The following is an 18834-nucleotide window of genomic DNA, read 5'->3' as shown; positions in this document are numbered from 1 at the left end:
GCGGGTCTTGATCTGCTGGTAGGTGTGCCTGCGCAGGGCCAGGGGTTTCATCGTCTGCTGCATGTCACCTCGCTGGGAACCCAACCCCGATCTGAGGAGGGGTAGAACAGCAGGCCGTCGGCATCGGGTGTGTCCGGGACATGGAACAGCCGTCGGCCGAAACGGAGGAAGGCAAGCCAGACGTCTTCCGTGACCAGATCGGCAAGCGCCCAGGACCCCAGCTCACCCTCAAGCAGTCCCACGGCCTCATCCACCGACAGTCCCCGTGTCACACCCACCCACCTCCTCCAACGCAGCCAGGCTGAGCGTACTCAACCCGGCGAATCGACTGCCTGAGCGATACCCGGGTTCGCCAGCCACGGCGGAGCGGCCTCCCGGTGGGCGGCGAGCCCGCGGTGGTAGCCGACACTGGCCAACTCCGTTTCTTCACCAACCCCGTTGGGCGCGGCCGCGATGTCCGGGGCGACGTCGTCCGAAGCGGGTACGGGCACGAAGCCGGGCGCGAGGATGCGCATGGGCCCACACGACCGTACGGCCCGCCGACCGGTTGGCCGCCGCAATGACGCAGGCCTGCTCCAGGCGCGTCTTCGTCGCCCAGGCCGCCGACTCCGGGCACACCGTGAGCCGGCCGGAGCCGACGTCGTAGCCGACCGCGGCGTGCCTGGCCAGTTCGGGGGCGATGGCCGTCCACTACTCCCGCAGCGTGGCGCCAGCGACGGCGAACTCCCGGACCCGCTCCCTCATCAGCGCGCCGATCGCAGCCCCGGGGCCCATAGGTTCGCGCCCGTCGCGCCAAGCCGCGGGGGCCATGCGCGGCTTCGTCATTCAGCCCCGCTGCAGGCCACGGAGCGTCCGACGGAGCCGTCAATTCCCCATATTCGCGGTCATGTTTCCCCATGGGGGCGGCGGTCGCGAACGGCGCTAAGGAATGGCGGCTGCCGCCTTGGGGGCGACAGCCAGCCGCAGGCCGACTTTCACGAGGGCCCAGCCGAGACGGGTACGGAGGTCCCGGGGGTGCCGGGCCGCTGCGGCGAGACGGTACGCGTCGGCTTCGGCACGGAGTTCGGCAGCGCGGACATGGTGCAGGGCAAGGTGATTCTCGGGGTGCATCGGACTGTGGCCTTTCACTCCATAGTGAGGGGGAACGCATGTGTGTGGATGCGCACCTGGGCGGTGTTGGCGTCGTCCTCGTCGGCGGCCCGGTCGCGGTAGGTGTCGACGAGCGCGTGCAGCTTCTCGACGAGTTCCTTGGTCAGTTCGGGCGTCAGCCGCAGTGTCGCGCTGCTCATGTCCCAGGTGCGGTTCCATTCCTCCGGCCATGCCTGGCGGTTGCCGAGCCAGGTCGATAGGTCCCGGGTCTGGGTGGTGGCGACCTCGTGGAGATACATGTCGGCAGCCCCGCGCACGTCCGGGCTGGCGTCCATGAGCAGTGCGTCGTCGAAGCGCAGGCCCTTGTGGACCGCCTTCCACCACCGCTCCCGGCCCTTGCCGCGCTCGGGGGCGTCCTGGATGAAGCCGTGAATGGCGAGCTGCCGCAAGTGGTAGCTGGTCGCACCGCTCGACTCGCCCAGCTTTTCGGCGAGTTGAGACGCGGTGGCGGGGCCACCGGAGCGCAGGGCGTCCAGCAACTGTATGCGCAGTGGGTGTGCGAGCCCACGCAGGGATCGGGCATCGAGATTGCGGACGTGCGAGTCGTGGGGCTCGTTCATGCCTACAAAGATAGTGATGCAAAGGAATGCTTGCAACGGATTCTTTGCATCGGATTCTTTGGAGTGGCCGCGCCCCACAGGACGGCATCGCAGTCACCAGATTTTCAAGCAGATGATGCGGTTTGATAGATATGCAATCTCTATTCCGAATCCTCCTGATCGGCCATGGGTACGGCGGAGTTCAGGATCGGGGGACCTGGTCATCGCGGAGCTGCGGATTGCCCTCGCCCGGTGGGTCCCGAACGCCAATGGGCAGCCCGGATGGCAAGGAGAACGTTCGCCGTGGTCGACATCACCGATGTGCTGGCGCCGAGGGCCTTCTCCCGGGCATCTCGGCGTTCTCGTGCACCGGGGCGGAGCGATCAGACACCCCGGAGGTTGTGGGTCTTCGCTGGTGCGCGGTTACCGCGGTGCCCGAGGGGCGATATTGGGAGGCATGTCCGTGTCCTCCACGCCCTCGGCGCCGACCGCATTCGAGCTGCTGCGGGAGCAGTACACACTGCGGTTCCCCACGTCATTGGAGGAGCTCGCCGGTCCGGCGACCGGCACGGTGAATCTGCCTTTGCATGTCGTCTGGTCCGGCCGCCGCTCGTACGGGCTCAGCCAGCACCGCTCGCGGATGAGTCTCTACCGCACCGTACTGGCTGAAGGGCAGCGCCAGGACCTGATCACTTTCCTCAACCTCGACCTGCTCATCGCCCAGTGGCCGGCCTTGCGTACGCTGATCAGCCGTCCCCTCCGCGACGCCCGGGAGAACCGCTTCCCCGAGCTGCCGGCGGACGAGGCCACCACGGCCGCCTGAACCTCTCCGAACTGCGCCGTCGCCTCCTATTGTCCACCCGACCGCGGCCATAGCCGCCCAGCGAGCCCGCGACCAGGCCGCTTGTCCCAACCAAAGAGCAACACGGGCACCAACTCACATAGGCCCTCCGAGTTGCCGATCAGTCGATTCGGTCGCTCAGGCCCAACACTTTCGGATCACCGCCGGGGAAGTCCCCGGGCATGCCGGGCACGTCACTCGGAATTGCTGCGCCTGGCGGTCATGCAGGCGATGCTGGGCTTCCACTGCGAGGCCCGGTGGCTGCGGCACGTGCGGGCGCACTACCGGGACATGTTCCCGTTCATCCCGCAGGACTCCGGCTACAACAAGCCGCTGCGGGCAGCGCTTCCCCAGGTCAAGTGGGTCATCCGGCTGCTGGCGAAGGACACGGACTACTGGCACGACACTGACTGAGCTTCGGCGGCCGTCGAGGCAGCCGTGCCAAGTCAGCTCACTCGTCATCGATCTTCACGTACAGTGCGGTCACGAGGGTGTTCAGGTCGTGGAACTCGACACGAAAGTGGGACAGGACACCCAGCGCGGCGTCAGCGGGCTGTTCAGCGACGAGACTCTTCACCAGCGGCCGTTCCTTCACGCGACGTTGCTCGACACCTCGAAGCGTGAAGAACGGCCGCCCTGCTGTCCCGGGAATGAACCAAGATCAGCGGGTCAGGTGAACAGCTGAGGTTAAACACCAGGCTCAGATGGCGATGTTCAACTGACACTCCCCCGCAGACCACCAAAGGTGGCCGCCAGAGCCTGAGAGCGTTGACTGTCCCGCGTCAGATCCAGTCCTTGCGCTTGAAGGCCAGGTACAAGATCACCGAGGCGACCGCCATGACACCGGTGGATGTGAGGAAGCCGATATGGGTGTTGATGCCGGGATAGGGAATGTTCTGTCCGTAGAAGCCTGTGACTGCCGTGGGTACGGCGATAATCGAGGCCCAACTGGTGACCTTCTTCATGATCAGGTTCATGCGGTTGCCCTGGACGGTCAGGTTGGTCTCCATGATCGAGGTGATCATGTCTCGCAAGGACTCGGTCCACTCGGTGGCCCGGAGGACGTGATCGTAGACGTCCTGGTAGTAGGGAAGCAGAGGCTCGGCGACAATGTGCAGGTCACGCCGGAGGAGGCTGTTGACGACCTCCCTCATCGGAATGACCACGCGGCGCAGCTTCGTCAAGCTTTTACGTAGCGCGTACGACTCACGCTGAACGCTGTCCATCTGCTCGCGTCCGTCCTCGAAGAGCAGGTCCTCGAGGGCTTCGATGCGGTCGTCCAAGTCCTGGACCGCGGCGAAGTGGCCGTCGACGATATGGTCCACCAGCCCGTGCAGCAGGAACCCCACACCATACTTGGCGAGATCGCTGTTGTTGTCCCAGCGTTCGACGACCTTCTCGATGTCGAACCCGTCGTCGGGTCGGATGGTGATCAGGGCCGTGGGAGTGATGAACACCGACAACTCGCTGGCCGACAGGCGACCGGTGCTCTGGTCCGTGCTGACGGCGTAGGCGCTCAGGAAGGCGTGCGTACGGTAACGGTCGAGCTTGGGACGCTGGTGCTCCTGGCGGGCATCCTCCACGGCGAGTTCATGAAGTCCGAACTCCTCACTGATCATCGCGAAGTCGGCGGAACACGGGTCGCACAGGTCGAGCCAGACCGCCACGTCCGGGTCGCTCACGTATTCTGATATGTCGGCGGTCGGGAAGTCCTCCAGCACCAACGTGCCGCTGCGGTAGAGCCGTGTTCGAGTCATGGCGCCAAACTGTACGGAACTTGGGTAAGAACCTGTGACAGGTCCGAGTGACGTGTCCGTTCCCTGCTAGATTTCGACGCTCGTGATCCACTCCTCGAGCCAGACTCTTCATGCGAGCAGGACACGTTGGCTGCGGAGGCCTGAAGGACATCAAGGGCGGCGACGGCAAGCAGCCCGCTGCGTGGTTCTTCGACAACTCGATGATCGGTAAGTCGCTTCCCTCCCTGCCGGACGCACCCGTCGCCGGCGGTATTCGCCCCCGCAACAGGATCACGACGCCAATCACGGCTGGAGCCGCTTCCTGCCAAAGCAGTTCGCGCCCCCGGCCCGCGCCGACGAGTTCGGGCGGGTAGCCCTCTCCAGTGCCTTCGGAACCACCGTCGAGTACTACGACTTCCTCCTCTACACATCGGCGGCCGCACTCGTCTTTCCGCATGTCTTCTTCGAGGGGCTCCCGCACTCGACCGGCACGGTCCTCAGCTACGTCACCCTGCTCGCGGGTTACCTGGCCCGGCCTCTCGGCGGCATCCTGTGCGGCCACTTCGGAGACCGGCTGGGCCGCCGGAAGATGCTTCTCATCATGCTGGCGATCAAGGGCTGCGCGAGCACCCTCATCGGCGCTCTGCCCTCCTACGCGATCTTGGGTGCATGGGCACCGGTCCTGCTGACCCTTCTCCGGGTGATCCAGGGCATCGCGGTCGGAGGTGACTGGGGCGTTCGGCGACGCTCAGCTTCGAGACGGCCGAAGAGGGCCGACGCGGCTTCATCGCCTCGACGGTCTTCGCCGTCGCGTCCGCGCTGCAGATCGTGGGTGCCTGCACCAGCGGCTGGCTGTCCGACCGGGTCGGACGGCGCAAACTGATCCTCTGCGGCGCCTCCGCCGGCCTCGTCGTCCCGCTTCCCTCGCTGTGGATGGTCAGCAGCACATCGACGCTGCTGCTGCTGCAGCTCGGCGTGATCATCGTGGTCTCGGCGTGTACGGACTGTCCACAGCCTTCATCACCGAACGCTTCCACCCTCGTTACCGCTACAGCGGCGTCTCGGCTGCCTACCAGCTGGCCTCCACGCTCGGCGGCGGCCTTGCGCCGCTCGCCGCGACGAGCCTCGCGCTCAGCGGAGGATATGTTGCGGTCGGCTTCTTCCTGATGGGGGGTTCGCAATCGGGATCGTGCTCATGTCCCCGGCAGGCAGGGAGGAGGGCCTGCTCCAGGCCGTGTCCGAGGGAACTCCGGGTCGGACAGCCGAGCAGTTTGCGGGCTTCGCTCCCGATCAGAGCGAGGCGAAGACGGGGTGAGGTGGTCGGCGCCGGTCCGGGCGCACCGCCTCGGCGTCCAACTCGGCGAGGGTGCCACCCCCCGGGTGCTAGCTCACGCGACCTGGGCTGACTCGGTGGACTCCCGCAGGCCGGGCTCGAAAAGCAGATGCATGTTGCCGAGCCCCCAGGTGAAACCGAGGTGCTCGTCAATGGCCTGGCTCGGGTCGAGACGGAAGGCGGGGATTCGGCGGCGGAGCCCGCGGAAGGCGATGTGCAGCTCCAGCCGCGCCAGGTGCAGGCCGATGCAGCGGTGCGTGCGCAGCCCAAAGGCGAGGTGCGGCTTGGTCTGTTCGCGGTCGAACCTCACCTCGTCCGGGTCCGGGTAGTACTTCGGGTCCCGGTTCGCGGCGCCCAGCGGGCAATGCACACGCTCGCCCTTGGGCAGTACCAGGTCGCCGACCTCCACCTCGTCCCAGGCCACGACCCGGGTCGGCGGCGCGGGCGAGACCCACCGCAGCAGCTCTTCGGTCGCGGCGTGGACGACGTCGTCGGGCCCGGCCAGCTGGTCCCACTGGTCCTGACGACCGGCGACCGGCGCGGGTCACTTCGAATCGATGGCTGAACCGAGGGGCTCGGCCTTTCTGGGCTGAGGTCCTGGTTCGATCCGCGGTATCGCCGGTACCATCGGTACCATGTCGAATCCCAAAGCGATGAACCTACGCTTCCCCGATCCAGCCCAGCGTGCCGCGATCGAGGCCGCCGCGAAGCAGGAGGGCGTCAGTCTGCAGGAATACATCCTGTCCGCCGCCTACGCTCGCGCCACTGCCGTGGAAGAACGCTTCCTCGACGCGTTCGGGGAGTCGATGTCCCGCAGCAGCGACGCGTTCGCCGAGGCAGCTGGCACGGTCGACCCCGGTGCACAGCAGCGCACCGCCGACCTGGAGGCGCGGCGGAGTCTTGAGCAGCAGGAGCGGGGCCACGCCGCGTGACTCAGGCCGAACCGCTCCTCCCGCTCGACGTGACCTTCCTGCTGCACGCCGCCGAGCTGCTGCCCGGCGACCCGCAGGTCGACGACTACGGCCCGCTCTACGCCGCGGTCGCTCGGGTCAATGCGCGGGCCCTGGAGCGCGACATCTACGGCTCCCTGCACCTCAGGGCGGCCGCGCTGCTCCAGACGCTGGTGCGGCTGCCCTGCCTGGAGCACTCCAACGAGGCCTTCGCCTGGCACTCCACCGAGGCGTACCTGGCCCTGAACGGGCGCCGGCTCGACTACCCGCCGAAGGATGCGGTCGCCCTGGTGCGAGACGTCGCTTCCGGTGCGATGGGCGTCGGCCTGACCGGCCGTCAGTTGCGAGTGTGGAGCGTTTCCTGACCGGGCGGGTGTCCTGGGTGTCCCCTTGGCGCCCGCCGTTCGTCCCGCTCCCAGGGCGTGGCAGGCGGCGAGCCCATACCGGCCTTTCGCTCCTTGGAAGCCGGGATCGTCCAGCTCCAGGGCCAGGGCGTACTTGAAATCGATGCGGCAGCGAACCGCTTCCACTGCCTGACGGTCCGACAGACCGAGTAAGCACTGCAGCACACAGACGGTGGCCAACTGAGCGGGCGAGATGCCGGGGCGTCCGCCGCACGGGTACCAGCCCGCGAAGTCCTCGTCGCACCACAGCCCGTCCAGCCGGTCTCTCACCCACATCGCCGTCGTACCGCCCGGATTGCACGCCCGCTCGATCTGCGCGGTCAGAGACGGGACTTGCTCACCGGAACAGGGACACAGCGATAACTGACACCTCGACAACTGCATCGATCTTCGAAACAGTCCTGCGCATGCCCGCTGATCATGTTGGCGCACCGGGAAACTCCAAGATCCCCGATAGAGTCAAGCTGAGTCCTGGCAATACGCAGGCACGTGGTGGGCACGCTCAGCTTGGGAAGCGACGGCGCTTTCCGGCGCTACGGTGCTCTGACCTTCAGGGTTGCCCCTCTGCGGGGACGGTCGGGCGGGCTGGATCTCCCCGCTGTTGACCGTGGTTCGCCGCCCTTACGGGCACGCGGAGGGCACGGTGGAGGACAGCCGTGCCAGCCGCGTGACCCTCAGCGCGACTGGCTCCCCGACACCGACCATCCGAAAACTCGCGGTCCGCCAGGCACTCGGTCGGCGGTCGGCCTCATGTGACAAGGCCCAGGTCTCCGACCTGGGCCTTGTCCGTCTGAAGCAGAGCGCTCGCGAGTCCGGGCCGTCTCCTGGGGCCCGGTCACGGCAGTCCGGTTACCCGCGCGGACGTTCAAAGGTCAGCAGCAGTCCCTCGACGGCGCCGGGACCTACGCGGCCCTTGACGTCGGCGGAGGTGATGGCCTTGAGACCCCAGCCGTCCTCGGCATGCTTGTTCAGGACCTTCTCCAGTTTGTCGCTGTCCAGCGCGTCGCCGATCAACGACTCGCGGAAGGTGACGACCTTGTATTCGTACGCGTAGGAACTGTTCATGGCTGCGGAGTCCTCCTGCCGGCCGGGCCGGGTCGGGGTGAGATTGCCGGAGCCAGACAATCATCCCCGGGCGCTGCTGCACACCGGCCCCCCCCCTTTCGCGAAGGATCTGCACGTCTGGCCACCGCTCTCGTGGTCGTGGTGGCATACGAGGCTGGACGGCAGGGCGATTGCAAAAATAGCAAAATTGCCCTGGTTGGCGTAGGGATCGAAAAGTCATCGCTGCAGGCGAGGGCGGCATTGCGGCGGCTGGCACCATCTCTGCGTGATCGTTTCGCTGGTGTACAAGGTGACCCGGAAGTTGCTGTCCGTCCCGCCGGTGCTGCTGCGCCGCGACACCTCCAAGGACGCCGAGCTGCTCGTGCTGCGGCACGAGAACGCTGTGCTGCGCCAGCAGTTGAAGGGCCCGGTCCGCTACGAGCCCACGGATCTGGTTCGCGACGCTGTCTGCGCTGATACCCCGGCGGCTTTGGCGCACGGTCTTCCCGGTCACCCCCGGCACGCTCCTGACCTGGCACCGCCCGCTCATAGGTCGCCCTCCGCATGCCCACCCGAGGGACGCTCCGCACGTCATGAGCATTGCTAACGAACTGGCCGAGACCTGCAGTCTTCTCTTCGTTGGGTGCGGGTCTCTTCATGTAGGCACACCGCCCGTACCGTGATCGGCGTGACCGTCCGCCGCACCCTGGCACCGGCCCCCAGGCACCCGCGCACAGCATCCGCGCCGCCAGGCCGACCTTCTCGACTCCCTGCCCGGAGTCCACCTCCCCGGCCTTGACGAACTGCGGGCCCGCGGAGTCTTCGGAGCCCAGCCCCGGCACCCCGGAACTCGCGCCGTACCATCGGAGCCGGCGGCCGCACCGACGAGGAACTGCCCCACCTTCCCGCCTGACGCGCCCTCAGCAGATCGGCGCGGGATGATCACGTAAGTCCGAGGGCGGCCGGCGTATCCGTCGCCCGTCACGAACCGCCCACCACCACCGACTTGGGGTATCGGGTCCATACCCGCGGCTCCGACGCCAACCGCGAGAACGACGGAGCCCTGCGTCCGCATCCCGCTCGGCCAGGACCTCGTCCCCCGGCGGCATCGACCGCGCCCTGGACACCGAGAGGCGAGGAGCCACGGACTTCGGGGTGGGGAGCGGGATTCAGCGGGAGGTGTACCCCGCGTCCACGTGAATCGTCGTCCCGGTCACATACGAGGAGAGGTCCGAGGCCAGCCACAGGCTCGCCTGTGCCACCTCGCGCGGTTGGCCGAAGCGGTTGAGGAGGCTCAACTGGGGCGCGTACGAGGCCTCGTCGAGGCCGAACTGCTCCAGGGCGCCGCGCAGCATCGGGGTGTCGATGGCGCCCGGGGCGACCGAGTTGACCCGGATGTTCTGCGCGCCGTACTCCAGCGCCGCCGTCTTGGTCAGGCCGACCACGCCGTGCTTGGCGGAGACATACGCCGGGTTCGCGGGCTGCGGGCGGAAGCCGCTGACGGAGGAGATGTTGACGATCGAGCCGCCGTCCCCCTGCTTGAGCAGCTGCTGGATCTCGTACTTGAGGCAGAGCGCGGTGCCGGTGAGGTCGATGGAGATCAGGCGGTTCCAGTAGTCCTCGTCGAACTCGGCGGTCGGCTTGTCGTCCGGGGTGAGGGCCGCGTTGTTCACAGCGCAGTCCAGGCGGCCGAACTTCTGCACAGCGGTGTCTACCATCGCGCGGACCTGGCTGCTGTCGGCGATGTCGACCCTGACAAACTCGGCGGTGCCGCCGGCCTGCTGGATCTCGCCGACCGTCTCCCGACCCTTCTCCTCGTTCAGGTCGGCGACCAGGACCTTGGCGCCGGCCTCCGCGAAGAGGAGCGCGGTCGCCCGGCCCATGCCCACGGCGCCGCCGGTGACGACGGCGACCTTGCCCTCCAGCACCGGAAACGTCATCTTCTTCCCTTCGCCTCTCGAAGCATCCCAGCCTCACGTTAGGCGGGCAGGGGGGATGCTGCCGATCGGAAGGACCGACCGGGTGAGACGCCGGAGGGGGAGAAACATTCGCGAATGGTGCTGGATGTCGACGATGTGGGCGCCTCCATGACGTTCGCGACCGTCACGATCACCCGCACCGCTCGCCCGGTCCCGCCGCGTGAAATTGCGCCAGACGATCCGTGGGGCACAGCCAGCCCCGTGCGACCTGCAACGCCCGTCGATGGTGCAGGCGACCCGGCCGCGGAACCCCGGTTCTGATGTCGTGTCCATGCGCCTCCTTCCGCACGCACGTCCTCGGATGACACGTTCAAGGCGCTGCGGCGGCCGTGACCGCGGCACCCGGCGGGCCGGACAGTAGGTTCAACCCATCGCTCAGTGCACCAACTTGGACACCGTTCCCGCACGGAACATCCTGCTTCGTGGCTCCGACGGGGCGTCCCTGATGGGCGCGCTGCCGAACCGGCGTCGGCACAGGCATCGGAATGATCAGGCACGTTGGGCTGTTGTTCCAGGGGTGACCGCGAGGCGGCGAGTATTTCAGGGAGAGCAGTGTGCTGCATTTGACGGTTGAGGTCCCGATCCGGGATGGCCTGATCCTGCGCGGGTTGCACTGGGCTCCGGAGGGACCCGAAAGTGCATTTGCGCCGGTTGTGCTCGTGCTCACCCCTTACGGTGCGGACCGTTACCACGCGGATGGCACCGCATTTGCGGCTGCGGGCTTTCACTTGGTCAGTTTGGATGTACGCGGTAGAGGCGATTCCGACGGGCGGTTCTCGCCGTTCGTCCACGACGGTGCCGACGGGCATGATGCGGTGCAGTGGCTGGCCGAGCAGCCTTGGTGCAGTGGCGACGTCGTGATGTACGGCGGCTCCTACAGCGGGTTCACGCAGTGGGCCACGGCCGCGACCCTCCCGCCAGCGCTGCGAGCCATCGCACCAGTTGCGTCGGTCTATCCCGGCGTCGACTTCCCCATGGCCCACAACATTTCCAAGGCACACGCGGCCCGATGGCTGGCGCTGACCGAGGGCCGCAGGATGAACAGCGGACCCTTCGAGGACGTGGCCCTGTGGAGACGAGCGGGCAGCGAGGTGATCAGCCGGGGACTGCCGTTCAGGGATCTCGACGTGATGGCGGTCGGACGACGACTGCCGTTCTTCCAGGAATGGCTCGACCACCCGACTCTGGACGACTATTGGGCGGCCTTCGTTCCGAGGCGCCAGCAGTACGCGGACATCGACATCCCCGTCCTGACCATCACTGGACAGTACGACGACGACCAGCTTGGCGCGCTCACCTACCACGATCAGCACCTCGCCGCAGCGCGACCAGGCACTGCCGACCGGCATCAGGTCGTGATCGGCCCCTGGGATCACGGCGGCACCCGGTCGGGGGCACGCAGTTTCGGGGGGTTGACGTTCGCCGCTTCGAGCGCGATCGACCTGCGCGCTCTACACGTCGAGTGGTACCGCTGGATCCTCGGCAAAGCAGACAGACCGGCGTTTCTGCGCGACCGGGTCGCCTACTTCCACGTGGGTGAGAACCGGTGGAGGTCCTCACCGCAGGTGCCCGGAGCGGTCTCTGATATGGCGGGGCCGGTGGAACGCGGGAGTGTCCTGCGACTCCACCCACTGGCTGACGTCATTACGCCGGGAAGCCACCAGCGGCTCCTCGCCTCCAAACCACCTACTGCCGAGCAGCAGATCACCATGGTCTTGGACCCCCGGCGGGCCTCAGACCCCGAGCGCGACGAACCACCCGCGGAACGCACCTTCACCGACGAACTACCACTGTCTGACAGCAATGACGGATCGACAGTCCACGTGAGTGAGCCACTCACCGGCCCACTCGACATCTCAGGACGGTTCGGCGCACACCTGACCCTGTCCACCGAACTGCCGGACTTCGACGTGCTCGTGGGAGTCCATCTGCTGCCGCGAGACGCCTCACCGCGGCTGCTCGGCGAGGCAGGGCTACGGGCGCGCTACCGCTCATCCCTACGCCGACCAGAGCCGTGGCCCAGCGGCAAACCGGTCCGGGTGGACTTGGGTGGCTTCCCCTTCGTGTCGTTCCGCGCCGAACCTGGAGACCGATTCGCCCTGCTGATACGGCCTCCGCACCGAAGGTGGCAGCCGAACTACCAGGGCGGCGGAATGCCCGCTGATGAGACCGTCAGCGACGCAGTCCCCGGAGTGGTCCACATCGTCCAAGACCCCGCCCGCCCGTCGTACGTCACCCTACCGATCGTCGAGCTGTCTGAAGAAGTTTAAGCAAGGCCGAAAAGAGGAAACTTCGCAGGTCAGAGGCATGGGGTGTCGGTGGCCAGTCTCATCTCCCCACTCGCGGCCATGTAACGGGGAGTCAAGTGGGCCGCGATTGGTCACAGGGAGTCATCGGGCGGGGAGGACGCCGCGTGGTAGCTGTCCGAAGCCCTGGCGGATCCTGCTGAAGCCCCCTCTCGGGGGGGCGCAAGACCGGTGCAGCATGATGAACCTGTGGACTTCGAGCTGTACCGGGGTGAGTTGGTGGCGTTCTGCTACCGGATGCTGGGTTCGGTGCACGAGGCCGAGGATCTGGTGCAGGAGACATTGCTGCGTGCCTGGAAGGCCCGCGACCGGTACGATCCGGCGCGCGCGTCTGTACGGACCTGGCTGTACCGGATCGCGACCAATGTGTGCCTGACCGCGCTGGAGGGGCGCGGGCGGCGTCCGCTGCCGTCCGGGTTGGGGGTGCCGAGCGACAATCCCGAGGCGCCACTGATGCCGGCGCTCGATGTGCCCTGGCTGGAACCGTTCCCCGACGCGCGGTTCGATGTGGAGGTCAGGGCCGATCTGCGGCTCGCGTGGGTGGCGGCGGTGCAGGTCCTGCCGGCGCGGCAGCGGGCGGTGCTGGTGCTGCGCGAGGTGCTGGCGTTCACCGCCGCCGAGGTCGCCGAGCAGTTGGGGACTACGGTCGCGGCGGTCAACAGCGCGTTGCAGCGCGCCCGTGCCGCGCTCGCCGACGTGGGCGATGCCAGTGCGGTCACCGAGCCGGACGATCCCGAGGTACGGGCGGTGGTCCAGCGGTACATGCAGGCGTTCGAGGCGGCGGATGTACCCGCGCTGGTGCGGCTGCTGGCCGACGACGCGGTGCTGGAGATGCCTCCGATGCCGCTGTGGTACCGGGGCAGCCGGGACTACGGCCGATTCCTGGAGCGGGTGTTCCGGATGCGTGGCGCAGGCTGGGGCATGCGGGAGCTCACCGCCAACGGGCAGCCCGCGCTCGCCGCGTACGCGCCGGAGCGCGGCGACGGGCACCGACTGCACACCCTGCAGGTCTTCACCGTCACCGACGGCAGGATCGCGCACAACGTCGTGTTCGCCGATCCGCGCGTCTTCGACGCCTTTGAACTGCCGGGCGAAATTCCCGCCAACAACTTCCGCCGGGAGCGATGAGTCGGGGCGGTGTTGCCGGTACGTACCGATGAGCACCGAACCGAAGGGAGTCTCATCGTGAGCGTCATCGTCATCGAGTTCATCACCCTGGACGGGATCGTGTCCGACCCGGACGGGTCCGCCGGCACGCCGCTGGGCGGCTGGGCATTCCGACACGGCCCTGAGACGGTCGCCGGGGACAAGTTCCGGCTCGGCCGCACGCTGGACGAGGGGGTACTGCTGCTCGGGCGCGCCACCTGGCAGCTGTTCTCGCGGCTCTGGCCGGGCCGCGACGACCCGTTCGCCGCGCGGATGAACGCCGTCCCGAAGCTGGTCGCCTCCCGCACCCTGACCCACGCCGACACGTCGGTGTGGGCGAACTCCCAGCTCCTTGATGGCGATCCGGTCGACGCCGTCAAGCACGAGCGGCGGGACGTGGTCATCACCGGGAGCCTGAGCGTCGTGGACCGGCTGATAGCCGCGGACATGGTCGACGAGTACCGGCTGCTGACCTTCCCCAGCGTCCTCGGCACCGGCCGGCGGCTCTTCCCGACCGATAGCCCCCACGCCGAGCTGGAGTGCCTGGCCGCCGAGCAGGCCGGTGCCGCCGTCCTCACCCGCTACCGGAGGGCCGCCCGATGACCGCCCGTTTCATCGCCCTGCACGAGACACCCGCAGCCCCTGCGGCATTCGACCGGCACTACCACGATGCCCACATCCCGCTCGCACGCCGCCTCCCGGGGCTGCGGTCGGCTGACGGGAACCGACCGCTGCCTCGAACGGCACTCAGACCCGCATGGCCGACCGCGCGCAGCGCGCCCGAGGCTGCTGTATCGCGTCAAGCCGTTTGAGGAAGCTCCTTGGGTTTCGTTCCTGTGTTTCGGCCGGAGCGTTCAAGGATCTTGTAGAGCTGTCGGCAGATGGCTTGCTTGAGGCAGCGTTGTGCGTCGCGTGAGGTTTTGCCTTCGGCGACTCGGCGGGCGACGTGCGTCTTCGTCGCGGGGTCCGCCCACCACGGCGCGGCTCCGCTGACCGACGGCCGTACGACTTTCAACAAACCGCTGCCCAACGGCGAGCCCCGGCTGCGGGAGCTGTCCGCCCGCCTCAAACGAAAGAGGAAGGTCCTGGTCGTGGTCCACCAGCCGTCCTCCATCGGCACCCTGGTGGTGACCGTCGCCCGCGCTCGTGGGTGCGAAGTCGCCTATCTGCCAGGCACACGTGCCCGCACAGCGCCGCGAAGCAGGAAGCCCCGGAAGGGTCAGACGCCCCAAGCCGGAATTCCCGGACTTTAGCCCAGGGAGCACGTCAACAACCCGCATGACGGCCCTACCACCCGTCCCGGTCAAGCCCGCGTCGCGCAAAGACCGACACCCGTCGGTAGCAGGCCGATGCCGGACCGCCCACCGTGGGGTCACTATGGGAGGAGCAGCTGCCGGAGCCCGTCACGGCACCCAGCCGCGGGGCCGGGGGCAGGAGGAGGACGAGGATGGCTACGGGCGGAACGTTCCACCTCGAGCCGGGGCAGTTGGGGGCGGGCCCCTTCCCGCCGGGCAGCCTGTTGGACGTCCTGGCTGTCGCCGCCGTCGTCCTGGACGCAGACGGCCGGATCGGGCTGTGGAGCCGGCAGGCGGAGCAGTTGTTCGGCTACACCGCCAGGGAAGCCCTCGGCCAGTACGCCTCCTGCCTGCTGGTCCACGAGCAGCACGCGGACCTGGTCATCCACCCGTTTGCCCAAGTCATGGGCAGCGGCAAGACCTGGTCCGGCGTCTTCCTGATCCGGCACAAGGACGGCACAACCCGCCTGGTCGAGTTCCGCAACATGCGCCTGGAAAACGACCGCGGCGACCTCTACGCTCTGGGCCTCGCCACCGACGTGGCCGCCTTGCGCACCGTCGAGCGGGACCTTGCCCTCTCCACACGCCTGGTCTCCCAGTCCCCCATCGGGCTGGCCGTCCTCGATACCGACCTGCGGTACGTGGCGGTCAATCCCGCCCTGGAGAAGCTCAACGGGATCCCGGCCGAAGGGCACCTCGGCCGCTTGCCCCGCGAGGTCGTGCCCATGCTGGGCGCCGAGGAAATCGAGGCGTCCATGCGCCAGGTACTGGAGACCGGGGTCCCGATCCTCGACCAGGACCGCGTCGGCCGTACCCCCGGCGACCCCGACCGTGATCACGCCTGGTCCAGCTCGTACTACCGGCTGGAAGACCCCAGCGGGCGCGTGCTCGGCATCGCCGTCTCCCTGGTGGACACCACCGAACGACACCAGGCCACCCTCGAAGCCGAGCACGCGCGCCGCCACCTGGCCCTGGTCGCCGACGCCTCGGTCCGCATCGGCACCACCCTCGACCTCTACCAGACCGCGCACGAGCTGGCCGACCTCACCGTCCCCCGCCTCGCCGACATCGCCACCGTGGACATCCTCGACTCTGTCCTGGAAGGCAGCCCCGCCATCCCCGAAACACATGCACCCGCTGTCTTCCGTGCACTGGCCCTCACCTCGACCGAGCGCAGCGAAGCCGTTCAGGCCGCCGACGAGCCCGGCCGCATCGCCGCCTACGGTCCCGATCACCTCGTGACCCGAGCCGTCCGCACCGGCCAGCCCGTCCTCCTGCCGGACGTCAGTATGGGCGACCTGCACCGTATTGCCCCGGACCAGGAGGCCGCCGCCCTGCTGGCCCGCGCCGGCGTCCACTCCTATCTCGCGGTACCGCTGACCGCCCGCGGTGAGGTCATCGGAGCGCTCGACCTCAAGCGCACCCGTAACCCCGAACCGTTCGACCACGACGACGCGGTGCTGGCCGGGGAGCTGGCCACACGCGCCGCGATCAGCATCGACAACGCCCGCTGGTACCAAAGCGTGCGCAACACCGCCCTCACCCTGCAACACAGCCTCCTGCCCGAACACCCCCCGACCCTGGTGGGGCTGGAGATCGCCTCCCGTTATCAGCCCGCCGGGGCCGCCTGCGAAGTCGGCGGCGACTGGTTCGACATCATCCCGCTCTCTCACGACCGGACCGCGCTCGTCGTGGGCGACGTGATGGGCAACGGCATCGACGCCGCCACCACCATGGGCCGCCTGCGCACCGCCACCCAGGCCTTCACCGAACTCGACCTCGCCCCCGACCAGATGCTCCACTACCTCGACAAGATCACCAGCGGGCTGGAGCACTACATCGCCACCTGCATCTACGCCGTCTACGATCCCCACCACGGCCAGTGCCGCATCGCCAACGCCGGGCACCTGCCTCCGGCCCTGGTCCACGCTGACCGGTCCACCGAGCTGATCGACCTTCCCGTCGGAGCACCCCTCGGCGTCGGCGGTGTCCCCTTCCGGTCCACGACCCTCCCTCTGGGCCCCGACGACCGGCTCGTCTTCTACACCGACGGCCTGGTGGAAGTCCGCAGCCAGGACATCGACGCGCGCCTGACCGCGCTGCTCGCCCACCTCGCCGCCGCCACCGACGATTCCTTGGAGACCATGTGCGATCTTCTCCTGAACAACCTGCGCGACCCCGCCAGCCATGACGACGTCGCTCTCCTGATCGCTCAAGTCCAGCCCGATGCCAGGGCCGGCGACTGTCCGACGGGTCGGCGAGGTCCACCGGTTGCATCATCCGAGCCGTAGGGCGAGGGCTCAAGCAGCAGCATCCGAGCGATACGACAGCATTGAGAGCTCGTCGCCGACTACCTGGTCTGACGACCGGGCCCAGCGACTACGCCGCGGGCCCCGGGTCTTTGAAGATAGGTACTCATCGCTGCTGGATCCACCACAGCAACGCACCAAATCCGTCCTCGCCGCGCAGGAGGAGGTGACGTCGGAGTGGTGATCCGCCAAGCGGATGCCTCAGACTGGCCCGCAGGCGAGGTGGATTTTGATGGTCAGGCCTCCTCGGGATCGTCCGAGGACGTGATCGTCCGGTTCGTCCTGCCGCTGGCGCCCCCTTTTCGGCCGGTGGCTGCGGCGTGATGGTGGGCGCGGACGACGGTGGAGTCGATCTGGACGAGCCAGTCGATGTCGCCGGCCGTGTCCGCACGGGCTTGGAATCTGCTTCCGGGCCCTGGGTGAACACACCGTCCAGGGCATAACGGCGGAAGCGGGTGTACAGTCCTTCGCCATGCCCGCCTCGGACACCGTTCGGCGATCACCTACGAGACGGCTCTCGACACATCGTCAAACCACGCTGGCTCCATCTGCATAAGCCCAGTCCCAAGCTAACGGGCGAAGCCCTCACCGAAATCCAGCACCGCGGGCCCTGGCCGACCGGCTGGCTCGAAGAACAGGCATCAAGCCTGCCAACATCTCATTGGAAAGCACAGCAATTCGACACGAAGAAAGCTGGCGTGGACAGACACGCAAAACGCCAAGCTTAAGATGTGAAGGAGCGGGTCAGGTCCTCGACTGCCGTCCAGAGTCGTTGTGGCGGATCATGCTGCCCTGTTCCTTGTCGCCGCGGTTCCCGGTCGGGATCCTTGTGCCGTCCGCCGCGCTCGGCCCATTGCCGGCCGGGGTGGGGCTGGAGGTTGAGCGGGCCGAACTCATCCAAGAAGAACGGGCTTCGCGGGTGCGATCCACGTAGGAACCGGAAGGTGCCGGAGTGAGTCCGAGAACGACGTCGGCGAAGTGCCGGCCAGCTTCCTGCTGGGTCGATGCCAGTGAGGTCAGGGTCATCAACGGCATGATCGTTCGCATTGCGAGTCGCACAGCCGCCCCGGCCCCGCGGGTCAGTCCGGTACCGGGCACGAACCCTGGGTTGTAGCCGACGATGTCGACTCCGCTCGGCAGACGTCGTGCGTATTCGTGGATGAGGTAGATCGCGGCCAGTTTGCTGGTGGAGTTCGCGATTCCTCCCGCCGTGACGGTCTCCGCCTTCGGAAACGCCGAGATCCGGGCCAGCAGGGCTGAATCCTTCCACGACGGGCCAGGCATCATGCCCTTGTTATGCCGGAAGTCGCCGAAGTGGGCATCGCTGACGGTGATCACGATCCGCGACGCTGCCTCGAACCGGTCCTGAAGACGGCGGATGAGCACGTGGTTGGCCAACACGTTGACGGCGAACGTCGCCTCGAACCCATCCGGGCTCTCCGTGACGTCATTGGTAAACAGCACTCCGGCATTACTAACCAGCATACGCAGCGGCGGCAATTCTCCCCTATCGAGCCTGCGGGCCACCTCATCAGCGGCTGCCCGGACGCTACCCAGCGATAGCAGATCCACCGGGATCGACGTCACGGAGTGTCCTTTCCGGCTGAGGTCGGTGGCGAGTTCGGCTCCCGCGGTGCCACGGGCCAGGAGCACGAGATGGGCCTTGGGGCTGCCGGCGAGGATACGCTCGACCGCGACACGGCCGAACCCTCGCGTCGGGCCGGTCATGATGATGGCGTGTGACGATCGGGTAGGAGGGCCGGTTCGCCCGGCCCTCCCCCCACACCACCGGACATGCGGGCC

20 protein-coding genes and 4 pseudogenes are annotated in these 18834 nt (G+C 67.6%); 12 read left to right on the top strand and 12 right to left on the bottom strand.

What is annotated here, in order from left to right; translation table 11 throughout:
• Positions 1–311: 311 nt before the first annotated feature.
• From IEZ19_RS52085 to IEZ19_RS46080, 4 genes are all read right to left on the bottom strand, one after another.
• The gene (locus IEZ19_RS52085; protein ID WP_229841610.1) at positions 312–515 is read right to left on the bottom strand and encodes a hypothetical protein; all 204 of its coding nucleotides are present in this window, start codon (positions 513–515) and stop codon (positions 312–314) included.
• Entirely contained in the window at positions 427–669 is a 243-nt protein-coding gene (locus tag IEZ19_RS52080) for a DciA family protein (protein WP_308429092.1), read from the bottom strand. The genes IEZ19_RS52085 and IEZ19_RS52080 overlap by 89 nt, the downstream gene beginning before the upstream one ends.
• A 252-nt stretch (positions 670–921) precedes the next feature.
• Positions 922–1110, bottom strand: a complete 189-nt coding sequence (locus IEZ19_RS46085; protein WP_189317360.1) for a hypothetical protein — start codon at positions 1108–1110, stop codon at positions 922–924.
• 14 nt (positions 1111–1124) lie between these two features.
• Positions 1125–1709, bottom strand: a complete 585-nt coding sequence (locus tag IEZ19_RS46080; protein ID WP_189317359.1) for an ArsR/SmtB family transcription factor — start codon at positions 1707–1709, stop codon at positions 1125–1127.
• 436 nt (positions 1710–2145) lie between these two features.
• On the opposite strand from IEZ19_RS46080, the gene IEZ19_RS46075 reads away from it, so the two are divergent.
• Entirely contained in the window at positions 2146–2511 is a 366-nt protein-coding gene (locus IEZ19_RS46075) for a hypothetical protein (RefSeq protein WP_189317358.1), read from the top strand.
• Between the two features lie 210 nt (positions 2512–2721).
• Positions 2722–2937: pseudogene (locus IEZ19_RS46070) on the top strand (IS982 family transposase); the annotation flags it as partial.
• Positions 2938–2980: 43 nt separating this feature from the next.
• On the opposite strand, the gene IEZ19_RS52850 reads toward IEZ19_RS46070, so the two are convergent.
• Positions 2981–3106 carry a hypothetical protein gene (locus IEZ19_RS52850; RefSeq protein WP_268248776.1) on the bottom strand — a complete coding sequence of 42 codons (126 nt, stop codon included), beginning with the start codon at positions 3104–3106 and terminating at the stop codon, positions 2981–2983.
• Between the two features lie 205 nt (positions 3107–3311).
• A complete protein-coding gene (locus IEZ19_RS46065; RefSeq protein WP_189317356.1) occupies positions 3312–4286 on the bottom strand; it encodes a magnesium transporter CorA family protein in 975 nt (324 codons plus the stop codon).
• 301 nt (positions 4287–4587) lie between these two features.
• Between IEZ19_RS46065 and IEZ19_RS54000 the strand changes: the two genes are divergently transcribed.
• Entirely contained in the window at positions 4588–5148 is a 561-nt protein-coding gene (locus IEZ19_RS54000) for an MFS transporter (protein ID WP_373297166.1), read from the top strand.
• A 505-nt stretch (positions 5149–5653) separates the two neighbouring features.
• Here IEZ19_RS54000 and IEZ19_RS46055 read toward each other — a convergent pair.
• A complete protein-coding gene (locus IEZ19_RS46055) occupies positions 5654–6103 on the bottom strand; it encodes a cytochrome P450 (RefSeq protein ID WP_189317362.1) in 450 nt (149 codons plus the stop codon).
• A 130-nt stretch (positions 6104–6233) separates the two neighbouring features.
• Between IEZ19_RS46055 and IEZ19_RS46050 the strand changes: the two genes are divergently transcribed.
• A complete protein-coding gene (locus IEZ19_RS46050; protein WP_229841607.1) occupies positions 6234–6530 on the top strand; it encodes a type II toxin -antitoxin system TacA 1-like antitoxin in 297 nt (98 codons plus the stop codon).
• Complete coding sequence (locus tag IEZ19_RS46045) at positions 6527–6913, top strand: fic family toxin-antitoxin system, toxin component (protein WP_189317355.1); 387 nt, start codon at positions 6527–6529, stop codon at positions 6911–6913. The genes IEZ19_RS46050 and IEZ19_RS46045 overlap by 4 nt, the downstream gene beginning before the upstream one ends.
• Before the next feature lie 162 nt (positions 6914–7075).
• On the opposite strand, the pseudogene IEZ19_RS52075 reads toward IEZ19_RS46045, so the two are convergent.
• Together IEZ19_RS52075 and IEZ19_RS46035 are read right to left on the bottom strand one after the other, a co-directional pair.
• Positions 7076–7228, bottom strand: a pseudogene (locus IEZ19_RS52075) (transposase); the annotation flags it as partial.
• A gap of 573 nt (positions 7229–7801) precedes the next feature.
• A complete protein-coding gene (locus IEZ19_RS46035; protein WP_189317354.1) occupies positions 7802–8017 on the bottom strand; it encodes a DUF4177 domain-containing protein in 216 nt (71 codons plus the stop codon).
• Positions 8018–8282: 265 nt separating this feature from the next.
• Here IEZ19_RS46035 and IEZ19_RS46030 point away from each other — a divergent pair, with 265 nt between their 5' ends.
• Positions 8283–8603 (top strand): hypothetical protein, encoded by a 321-nt coding sequence (locus tag IEZ19_RS46030; protein ID WP_373297164.1) that lies wholly within the window; start codon positions 8283–8285, stop codon positions 8601–8603.
• Positions 8604–9165: 562 nt separating this feature from the next.
• On the opposite strand, the gene IEZ19_RS46025 is transcribed toward IEZ19_RS46030, so the two are convergent.
• On the bottom strand, positions 9166–9936 hold the full coding sequence (locus IEZ19_RS46025; protein WP_189317353.1) for an SDR family NAD(P)-dependent oxidoreductase: 771 nt from the start codon (positions 9934–9936) through the stop codon (positions 9166–9168).
• Between the two features lie 593 nt (positions 9937–10529).
• Between IEZ19_RS46025 and IEZ19_RS46020 the strand changes: the two genes are divergently transcribed.
• The 6 genes from IEZ19_RS46020 to IEZ19_RS45995 all read left to right on the top strand — a co-directional run bounded on the left by IEZ19_RS46020 (position 10530) and on the right by IEZ19_RS45995 (position 17013).
• Positions 10530–12245, top strand: coding sequence for a CocE/NonD family hydrolase (locus IEZ19_RS46020; protein WP_189317352.1), 1716 nt, complete (start codon positions 10530–10532; stop codon positions 12243–12245).
• 225 nt (positions 12246–12470) lie between these two features.
• Positions 12471–13409: a sigma-70 family RNA polymerase sigma factor gene (locus tag IEZ19_RS46015; protein ID WP_189317351.1), complete on the top strand. Its 939-nt coding sequence runs from the start codon at positions 12471–12473 to the stop codon at positions 13407–13409.
• 57 nt (positions 13410–13466) lie between these two features.
• The gene (locus tag IEZ19_RS46010; RefSeq protein ID WP_189317350.1) at positions 13467–14030 is read left to right on the top strand and encodes a dihydrofolate reductase family protein; all 564 of its coding nucleotides are present in this window, start codon (positions 13467–13469) and stop codon (positions 14028–14030) included.
• Complete coding sequence (locus IEZ19_RS53995) at positions 14027–14239, top strand: EthD family reductase (RefSeq protein WP_189317349.1); 213 nt, start codon at positions 14027–14029, stop codon at positions 14237–14239. Before IEZ19_RS46010 ends, IEZ19_RS53995 begins: the two co-directional genes overlap by 4 nt.
• Positions 14240–14308: 69 nt before the next feature.
• Positions 14309–14680: an IS110 family transposase gene (locus IEZ19_RS53990; protein WP_373297163.1), complete on the top strand. Its 372-nt coding sequence runs from the start codon at positions 14309–14311 to the stop codon at positions 14678–14680.
• 194 nt (positions 14681–14874) lie between these two features.
• On the top strand, positions 14875–17013 hold the full coding sequence (locus IEZ19_RS45995; protein WP_189317347.1) for a SpoIIE family protein phosphatase: 2139 nt from the start codon (positions 14875–14877) through the stop codon (positions 17011–17013).
• Positions 17014–17830: 817 nt separating this feature from the next.
• Here the strand turns inward: IEZ19_RS45995 and IEZ19_RS53275 are convergent.
• A pseudogene (locus IEZ19_RS53275) lies at positions 17831–17938 on the bottom strand (transposase); the annotation flags it as partial.
• 470 nt (positions 17939–18408) lie between these two features.
• A pseudogene (locus IEZ19_RS53270) lies at positions 18409–18759 on the bottom strand (SDR family NAD(P)-dependent oxidoreductase); the annotation flags it as partial.
• Positions 18760–18834: the final 75 nt, after the last annotated feature.

This window comes from Streptomyces brasiliensis, from assembly GCF_014647875.1.
GTDB classification, from domain to species: Bacteria; Actinomycetota; Actinomycetes; order Streptomycetales; family Streptomycetaceae; genus Streptomyces; species Streptomyces brasiliensis.
This window is presented reverse-complemented; position numbering and strand designations above follow the sequence as displayed.